At 64.9% G+C, this 7,376-nt stretch carries 8 protein-coding genes and 1 pseudogene; 3 read left to right on the forward strand and 6 right to left on the reverse strand.

Annotated elements, in window-relative coordinates; all coding sequences use genetic code 11:
- Nucleotides 1-53: 53 nt before the first annotated feature.
- A pseudogene (locus K6T84_RS23465) lies at nucleotides 54-830 on the reverse strand (FAD-dependent oxidoreductase); the annotation flags it as partial.
- Nucleotides 831-1,551: 721 nt separating this feature from the next.
- On the opposite strand from K6T84_RS23465, the gene K6T84_RS23470 reads away from it, so the two are divergent.
- The gene (locus tag K6T84_RS23470; RefSeq protein ID WP_083071143.1) at nucleotides 1,552-1,791 is read left to right on the forward strand and encodes a YgaP family membrane protein; all 240 of its coding nucleotides are present in this window, start codon (nucleotides 1,552-1,554) and stop codon (nucleotides 1,789-1,791) included.
- Nucleotide 1,792: 1 nt separating this feature from the next.
- Here the strand turns inward: K6T84_RS23470 and K6T84_RS23475 are convergent, their stop codons facing one another.
- The 4 genes from K6T84_RS23475 to K6T84_RS23490 form a co-directional block, all read right to left on the reverse strand.
- Nucleotides 1,793-1,975: a hypothetical protein gene (locus K6T84_RS23475; protein ID WP_329786945.1), complete on the reverse strand. Its 183-nt coding sequence runs from the start codon at nucleotides 1,973-1,975 to the stop codon at nucleotides 1,793-1,795.
- Nucleotides 1,976-2,168: 193 nt separating this feature from the next.
- Nucleotides 2,169-2,498, reverse strand: coding sequence for a transposase (locus tag K6T84_RS23480; protein WP_329786946.1), 330 nt, complete (start codon nucleotides 2,496-2,498; stop codon nucleotides 2,169-2,171).
- A 45-nt stretch (nucleotides 2,499-2,543) separates the two neighbouring features.
- Complete coding sequence (locus K6T84_RS23485; protein WP_329786950.1) at nucleotides 2,544-4,928, reverse strand: copper-translocating P-type ATPase; 2,385 nt, start codon at nucleotides 4,926-4,928, stop codon at nucleotides 2,544-2,546.
- A gap of 55 nt (nucleotides 4,929-4,983) precedes the next feature.
- Nucleotides 4,984-5,274: a DUF1490 family protein gene (locus K6T84_RS23490; protein ID WP_329786947.1), complete on the reverse strand. Its 291-nt coding sequence runs from the start codon at nucleotides 5,272-5,274 to the stop codon at nucleotides 4,984-4,986.
- A gap of 137 nt (nucleotides 5,275-5,411) precedes the next feature.
- Between K6T84_RS23490 and K6T84_RS23495 the strand changes: the two genes are divergently transcribed.
- Nucleotides 5,412-5,858, forward strand: coding sequence for a hypoxia response transcriptional regulator (locus K6T84_RS23495; protein ID WP_329786948.1), 447 nt, complete (start codon nucleotides 5,412-5,414; stop codon nucleotides 5,856-5,858).
- Nucleotides 5,855-6,631, forward strand: a complete 777-nt coding sequence (locus K6T84_RS23500) for a DUF2182 domain-containing protein (RefSeq protein WP_329786949.1) — start codon at nucleotides 5,855-5,857, stop codon at nucleotides 6,629-6,631. The genes K6T84_RS23495 and K6T84_RS23500 overlap by 4 nt, the downstream gene beginning before the upstream one ends.
- A gap of 114 nt (nucleotides 6,632-6,745) precedes the next feature.
- Here the strand turns inward: K6T84_RS23500 and K6T84_RS23505 are convergent, their stop codons facing one another.
- A complete protein-coding gene (locus K6T84_RS23505) occupies nucleotides 6,746-7,318 on the reverse strand; it encodes a DUF5134 domain-containing protein (RefSeq protein WP_329786951.1) in 573 nt (190 codons plus the stop codon).
- Nucleotides 7,319-7,376 lie beyond the last annotated feature (58 nt).

A 7,376-nucleotide genomic window follows, 5' to 3' on the forward strand; every position in this document is an offset into this window, starting at 1 on the left:
CCACTTTCATGCCGCCCCACCGAGGGTCATCCACAGGTTCTGATCATTGCTCGTTCGTGTGCGGGAATGAACACCAGCAGGTCGAAGTCGACAACCGTGCCGTTAGCGAATTCGATCGATGACGACTCTGCGTCGACTCGGGTAACGGCATGCCCGCCGAAGAACTGGATACCCTCTTCGCTGAGGAACCCGACAAGTTCCTGTCCAGCATAGGGTCCGGCGGAGGGCATGGGCTGTTCTTCCGGGCTATAGATCGAGATCTGGGTAGCGGCCCTGGTTCCGGTTTCCTTGAGCAGGTCTGCGGCAAGCAGGGTTCCTTCGTACGGGGCAACCGGGCATCGGTAGATCTCGGAAGCCACCAGAAACACCAGTTTCCCGCCGCTGAAGCTCCGCACCGCGCGGTGGGCATCGGCAGCAGCGGCCGCACTGTAGTAGTGCACTGCGGTTCCGCGATCCACGGCAGCTTGGAGTCCGGGCGTGTTATCGATGACGTTGCGTGCCCCGGTGGCGATGATCAACGCATCGAAATCGATTGTGCTGGAGTCCACCAGAGTGACAGTGCGTGCATGCGGATCGATGCCGCTGCCCCGCCCAACGACGGTCTCCACCCCAGACAGCGCTTCACCGGTGGGACGGATGGGCACACTGTCTTGACTGCGCCACCCACGCATCACCCATGGCAGCGTGAAGCCCAGGAAGTGTGAGAAATCTTCGTCGACCACGGTGACATCAAGCCCGTTGAGATCTACGCCGACTTCGGTCAATTCCTTGACGACACTCAGTCCTCCGACGCCAGCACCGAGAACAACGAGCTTCTTACCGACCGCCATGAGTTCCTCCATCCTCCGCATCTCTAAATCACGTATCCCTAACCGCTGGACCGCCCGCCCGATGGGCAGGGGCGGACTGCTTTGTCAGCCCGTGTCACCTCTCGTCGTTGAGCGATCCAGGCACGAGTGATCAGAGCAACACCGCAGTGCTGACCGCTGCTTTGCTCGGCCTGCACCACTGCGTGTGCTCACCATCACGAGATCCTCAGTGACACACGTTGCGACGATACCCCGTAGGGTATTAAAGTGGTACCCCGCGGGGTATCTTCCGTTTGCTTCAACCGTAGAGAGGAGAAGCAGGTATGGATCCCGTAGTTGGTATGAGGATCGCTACTCAGACGCACGTGGCCATCGACCGACTGGCGGTTCCCGACGAGACCGGCCTTTACCCGGGATTACTGGTCCCGCTGCTCGCGTCCCGGGACCCGGTTGAGGTGACGCGCTCGCCGCCGCAGCAGCCTCGCTGCTACGCCGCCGCGAAATGCATCAGCCGACCATATGCCCCAGCGGGTATTCTCAAGGCTGGCTGTCCGCTTCGCTGCAAATGCTCCATCTTGACCCCGCGGCGATCCATCAGTCTCAAGCAGGCGGCGAGATCCACTGCTTTACCCGGGCCCCATCACCGATCAGAGGAGTTGACATGCAAGCAGCCAACCTGCAGGAATCGACCATACAAGACGAGCAACGCCACGCGGCCCCCTTGGAACGGGGGGCGTTCGGGATGCCCAAGCCACAAGGATGGCCGCTCGAGCGAGTGACGGGTCTAATAGCCGGCGTCGTGGTGCTGACAACTCTTGCCCTAGGCCGTCTGCAGTCGAGTCGCTGGCGGATCCTCACTGGATTTGTTGGCGCAAATTTAATACTTAACGCGACGGCGGGCTGGTGCCCGGCGAGTGTATTGCTGCATCGTTTCGGGCGGGTGCCAACCGTCGCCGAGCGCGAGCGCGGCCACCATATATGAGTCAGTCAGCGACTGAAGACTCCCGGGTTTCGGGCTGAGCCAGGCCGGCCAGCCCGGCGAGACCGGCCGCCCATCCGAGGTTGGCGATAGCGAGACCTAGGCCCACCGACAACAGCTGCGGGGCCATCTGGGGCAGGTTCGACACAAGCACCTGAACGTGGAACAGAAAATCGGCCTCCATCATGGGAAGAAAGGTGGATAGCTGCGACGGATTTGCCAGCACGTCGGAGATTTGCTGACTGAGTTCGGATGCCCGGTCATTTGATCTGGGGTAACCCGTGTTCGCTTGGGTGACTTGAAAGTCGAGTTGCTGAGCAGCTCGGCCATCCGGGTCGCGTCGCGGTAAGTGCACTCCGCGGCGATCGGCTCGAGCCGGCTCACCTTCGATGCTGTGGCCACAAAATGCGCAAGACTTCTTCTAAGAACGCGATTTCTTTGGCGTGCTGGGCAACGGTCGTCCGTAGCCACACCAGCTCCACCAGCGGGTGCACCGAAACCGGCTGTCCACCACGGTTATCCAGCATCCTGGCGTCGGCGCCGCGGGTGGTGGACATCCGCCACCGCTCATCACTCACCCAGGTATGCCGCAGGCTGGTGTCCATGTCTAGTTCGCGGGCTACCTCGGTAACCCGCCGGTGTGCATCGATCACCATGTGCGCGGCCTTGCCCCGATACTCCTGGGTGAACGAGCGCCGATGTCGGGGCATACCAACGTCCTTCACGGGTTCACCGTCCTGCTACAGCGATTTCCACTATGTGTGGGCAGCATCGTGTGGCGGGAGTTTGCCCATCAGCCGGCGGGGGATTGGGGCGGTCTGAGCGAGCCCCTGTTGGGCGTCGCGGCCGAAGCGGCGTAGCCGCAGCGAGTTGGTCACCACGCTGACCGAGGAGAACCCCATCGCCGCACCCGCGATGACCGGGTTGAGGAAACCGAGGGCGGCCAGGGGGATCGCGGCGGTGTTGTAGCCAAACGCCCAGCCCAGGTTCTGGTGGATGGTGCGGAGGGTTTGTCGGGAGAGTTGGATCGCCTGCACGACACCGTCGAGTCGGTCGGACATCAGTGTGATGTCGGAGGCTTCGATGGCAACGTCGGTGCCGGTGCCGATCGCGATGCCCAGATCGGCCTGCACCAGCGCGGGGGCGTCGTTGACGCCGTCGCCCACCATCGCGACCACCCGGCCCTCGTCCTGGAGTCGCTGGATTTCGGTGACTTTGTCCTGCGGCAGCACCTCGGCCAACACCTGGTCGATGCCGACCTGCTGGGCGATCGCGGCGGCCGTGCGGGTGTTGTCGCCGGTGATCATGGCGACCTGCAGCCCCATGGCGTGCAGCTGAGCGACCACGTCGACGGCGTCGTCCTTGACCGTGTCAGCCACCGCGAGCACACCGACAACGTGGTCGTCACGACCGACGAACACAACGGTGCGGCCCTGCTCTTCGAGCTCCTCGGCCGCCGCAGCGAGATGCTCAGGCAGCACCAAATCGTGGTCGTCGACGAGCTTGCGGCGGCCGACCAGCACCGCGCGGCCGTCAACCTGGGCCCGCACCCCGTGCCCGGCGAGGTTGGTGAATTTCGTGGCGACCGGAATCTGCAATCCCAGCTCGCGCGCACCGGCGACGATGGCCGCGCCGATCGGGTGCTCAGAGCCCGACTCGACCGCGGCCGCCATCCGCAACAGCAGGTTAGGTTGGCGCCGCTGGCCGGCAATCACATCGGTGAGCCGCATCTGGGCTCGGGTGAGAGTGCCGGTCTTATCGAACACCACGGTGTCAATCTTCTTCGAGGCTTCGAGCACCTCGCCGCCCTTGACCAGGATCCCCAGTGCCGCGCCGCGGCCGGTACCGACCGTGATCGCGGTGGGGGTAGCCAGACCCAGCGCACACGGGCACGCGATGATCAGCACCGCGACCGCGGCGGTCATCCCGGCGATCGGGTTGGCGGCGATCAGTGTCCACCCGACAAACGTCACGGCGGCAACACCGACGACGGCCGGGACGAACACCGACGAGATCCGGTCAGCCAGCCGTTGCACCGGGGCCTTGCCGCCCTGGGCCTGCTCGACCAGGCGCACAATCTGCGCCAGCGCGGTGTCGGCCCCGACGGCGGTGGCGCGCACGGTCAGCAGCCCATCGATGTTGACGGTTGCCCCGGCAACACGATCACCCACCGCCTTCTCCACCGGGACGGACTCGCCGGTCAGCATCGACTCATCGACGGCGGCGCGCCCGTCGGTGATCACGCCGTCGACCGGGACCTTCTCCCCGGGCCGTACCCGTACCAGGTCTCCGACTCTGACCTGAGCGACCGGGACCAGAAGCTCCTGGCCGTCGACGAGCAGGCAGGCTTCCTTGGCGCCCATCTCGAGCAGCTTGCTGATCGCCTCCGATGCCTTGCCGGTGGCTCGGGCCTCGAAATAGCGGCCCAGCACCACGAACGCGATAATCAGCGCCGAGGTCTCGAAGAATAGGGGGCCACCGGCGAGCAGCTCATAGGTGGAGTAGAGGAACGCGGTCAGTGTGCCGAGCGTGATCAGTGTGTCCATGTTCGCGCTTCCCGCCCGCGCTTGCTGCACCGCACCGGCCAGAAACGGCCACCCGGCGACGAATTGCACCGGTACCGTTGCGACGAAAGCCAGCCACCCTGCCCACGGATAGGCGCCGAAAACCATCGTCGAAACAGACGCCAGCAGCGCCAACGGCATGGCCAGCCACAGCCGCCGCAACCACTTGCGCCGCTCGCGCCTGTTCAGCTCGCCTGACGACGGCCTGCCGCACGCGCCGCCCTGCCCCTGCCCACAGCCGCTACCGTCCAGGGTCTCGGGCCCCCTGTCGATATCGGCCGTCCTACCTAGCAAGCGGCGGATGCCCCCGATGGCTTTGCGCACCGCACCGGGGTTGCGCACCTCGGTCGAGTGCGGGGCGCGCGCGGGCACCGATTCTGCAGGGATGTGCTGCGCGTCGTCGATCGCGGACAGCACGGCCACGGTGTCGCAGAGCTCCGGCGAATACCAGATCACCACCGATGCCGTACGCGGATAGGCTTCCACCGCCTGCACACCGGGGACCTTGGCGACGGTGTCCTCGATCGCGACGGCCCGAACAGAGTCGACACGAAAACCGTTGACGTGCACCCGCATCCGCCCTGATGCGTCCGACATGACCTGCAGCGTGGCGTCGGCGGCGGTGAGGACGTCAGCGGTCATGGTCGTCGCCCGAATCCGTCACCGGCTCGATGTTCTCCCCGGCGTGCTCTCGTGCCTCGGCCACGACGTCGGCGACCGTCAACCGAGCCTGCTCAGCGCCGTGTTCGGCCTTGCGCTGCGCCTCGCGGGCAGCGCGGATGCCCCACGCGGTCACGGTGACGGTTGCCTGACGCAGCGGCGCCTTCGCCACCACCGTGCGCACCGCCTCATAGGCCGCGACCCCCAGCACCCCGGTCACCACCGTGGGAACCGCTTTCACCACGAATCCATGCCATGCCATTGCTCGCACTCCCTTCATTTGTTGCCCCGCCACACGACGGCTTGCCTGACGCTCTCGCTGTGCGCCGGCCTCGCTTGTGTGGCGACACGAACCCATCCTTGACCTTCCACTACACTGGAAGGTCAAGGATGGGTCACATGCAGATCGGTGAGTTGGCGAAACTCAGCAACACCAGCGCCAAAACTATTCGCTTCTACGAGGACTCGGGGCTGCTACCACCGCCGGCACGCACGGCGTCCGGGTACCGCGACTATGGACCCGAGTTCGTGGAGCGAATCCGGTTCATCCACCGGGGCCAAGCGGCGGGGCTGACCTTGCAGAAGGTGCGCCAAATCCTGGCGATCCACGACCGCGGCGAGGCGCCGTGCGGGCATGTCCGCCAGGTCCTGAACACACGTCTCGACCAGGTCCGTGCGCAGATCGCCGAACTCGTGGCCCTCGAAGGGCACTTGCAGACGCTTCTCGACCACGCATCGCACGCCGCGCCCACCGAGCACGACCATTCCACGGTGTGTTGGATTTTGGAAAGCAACCTGGACGCTGACGCCGCCGCGAGCCCCGCCATCCCCGCGACTAGACAATGAGCGGCCGCGAAGTGCGTGGGCGGTCATGGACCGATACCTGGTTGCCGGCAGCCCTGCTGGGTGTGGCGGGTGTGAGCTGGTGGTGGACCGTGGTCACCGCGGGCGACATGAGCGGCGGCGAAATGTCCATGGACATGGACATGGACACCATGGCGTCGATGGCACCGATGTCGTTCGCCGCTTTCCTCTTCGCATGGGCGGCCATGATGGCGGCGATGATGCTTCCTGCGGTCCTGCCCGTTGTGCGCCGCTATACCCGCGCCACCCGCGACAGCGCCGCCCCGGCGGTAGTCTTTGTCACCGCATACCTGGCCCTGTGGAGCGTCGCGGGCATCCCCGCCTTCTTGGCGTGGAGCCGCCTCAATGAACCACTGGCACACGCCGATCCGTGGGCCGGCCGGCTCGCCGGCGCCGTGGCGCTGGCCGCCGGGCTGTATCAGCTCACCCCGCTCAAAGCGAGATGCCTGCGGCACTGTCACGCGCCGACTTCCTTATCCCTGCCGCAGGGGACGCATCGCGACGGTCTGGCCCGGGCGTTTCGTGCCGGTGGCCGCTACGGCATGTCTTGTCTCGGCTCCTGCTGGATGCTGTTCGTATTGCTGATCGCCCTGGGCACCATGCAATTGGCATGGATGATCGCGTTTTCGCTGGTGATCTGGCTGGAGCGAATAGCACCTCTCGGCGACCGGCTTACGCGTGTGACGGCGGGGATGCTCGTCGTTCTTGGTGTTGCGCTACTGGTGCACCCCGCAGTTGTCAGCCACCTCATCTAATGGCAATGAGTCCCGTGACGAGACAGCGGTGATGAGGGGTTGGACGCGGCTGGTGATGTCGTCGCGGATGCCACGGACGGCGCCGCGGCGGCGTTGAGTGAACCGGGTGTAGCTCTAGAGCATCGCGCCGAACATGATGGCGGCACCGGCAGCCATGAATGCCTGGCATAACGGAGCGAGGCGGGCTAGGTGCGCACTGCGCGCTACCGGTTCGGTTCTGCGCTCGTCGAAGTACCGGTACAGCCAATACAGTGCCGCGGCGGAGAATCCGACTGATGCGAACGCATTGACCGTGGTGATCCACCCGGGTTCGGCAGCAGACCAGGGTGTCTCGTGTCCCGACATGTCCATGCCCGCCATGTGCATGCCCGACGAAGCAGCCACGGTGTGATCAGTCGGGTGGTAGGTCTGGCCCGGGAGTCTGCCGCTCATCACCGCGTACATCCACGCCATCGCCGTCATCTTCACAGCGTGATAGCTGTTGATCAGACGGTCAGCAATACCGGAGGACACCCGGCCGGGCGCGAGCACGAACCAGACCGCGGCAAGGAAGAAAAAGGCCATCGGTGCGGCTGTCGGCAGGCTCATACCCGCAGGCCAGGCCATCACAATCATGGCCGCCGACATCGTCAGATGCAGCAGATGATTGACAGTGCATGTCCATCGGATGGGTTGTGCGGCAATGATATATGCGTTTCGTCAAGTGATTTGGCCCCACTGATCTGCATGAATTTTGGCCCCGGGC

It is taken from the genome of Mycobacterium zoologicum (assembly GCF_020181635.2).
GTDB lineage: Bacteria > Actinomycetota > Actinomycetes > Mycobacteriales > Mycobacteriaceae > Mycobacterium > Mycobacterium zoologicum.